General features: G+C 48.8%; 1 protein-coding gene. It reads left to right on the top strand.

Going from position 1 to position 1,027, the window contains the following annotated elements:
• Nucleotides 1–651 (top strand): hypothetical protein (locus P409_RS39785; protein ID WP_202964916.1); only part of this gene is annotated, 651 nt, incomplete at its 5' end.
• Nucleotides 652–1,027: the final 376 nt, after the last annotated feature.

Below are 1,027 nucleotides of genomic sequence, written 5' to 3' on the forward strand. Positions count from 1 at the left end.
AATTCGTTTATTGTCAATCGAAGTTTTAAATATAATTTAGAAGGAAATATGGTGGATAGCCCTGATATTTTGGTCGAGTTTGAAGGGAATTTGCAGATTGTGATTGAATGCAAGAGTACAAAATTGACTTTTGGTGCTCAATTTTCTGAAAATCCTATTGAATCGGCTCGATCCATCTATAGTGATATAGCAAAGGGCGTTTTCCAGATCTGGAGGTATTTCTCTCACATTCGGAGAGGGATCGCTATCTCACCTCCAATTAGCTCTAGCACGCGCGGTATGGTGCTTACACTCGACGCATGGCTGGCGACATCAAGAGAGCTTCAAGGGGAGGTTCTCGCAATAGCCGCGGGTATTGCAGATAGAGATGGAGGTATTATTCCAGAAGATCGTCGGGGAATCGTATTTTGCTCCATTCAAGACCTAGAGGGGACTCTTGCAGCGTCGAATGAAGAAGGGTTTATACGAACAGTTACTGAGGCGACGGATGAACGATATTCGGGTTGGCTTTTGCCAAATATTTATCGTGGTATACATGGTAAAGATGGCAGAGAGCGGAAGTTATTTCCATTTCTGCTCGATGATGTTCTTCCTTGGTGGAAAGATACCAAGAAGCTACGAGAGGAACGACAAGGCAGAGTCGAGAAATGATATAGTATTCAGGAACATTGCGAATCCGACGAAAGCACGCAAGGTTGGAAACTCGGTGACAGCACACAAATCACTTAGGCTCTGAATCGGCGCTTCTGATCCGTCGCCTGGGCAGTGGAGCGCCCAACGGGCAGTGACTGATCGGCGTCGGGAAACGGCGCGCAGCTCTCCGTTGGGCCGGCATCCGTCTTCGACCGATTAAGCCTCCCAGTTCTTCTGTCTTGTCCAAGGCTGCAGTCCACAGACCTCTCGGCCGGATTGCTCCGATGTCATTCCCCAGAAACAGCGGCTCCATCGTCTCCATCCTATCTTCACCGGTACACGCCGCATGTGCTGCCGGCGATCCGAGATCTGGTGGAGTTGCAGATGAAGATCC

Source organism: Inquilinus limosus MP06, from assembly GCF_000767795.1.
GTDB classification, from domain to species: Bacteria; Pseudomonadota; Alphaproteobacteria; order DSM-16000; family Inquilinaceae; genus Inquilinus; species Inquilinus limosus_E.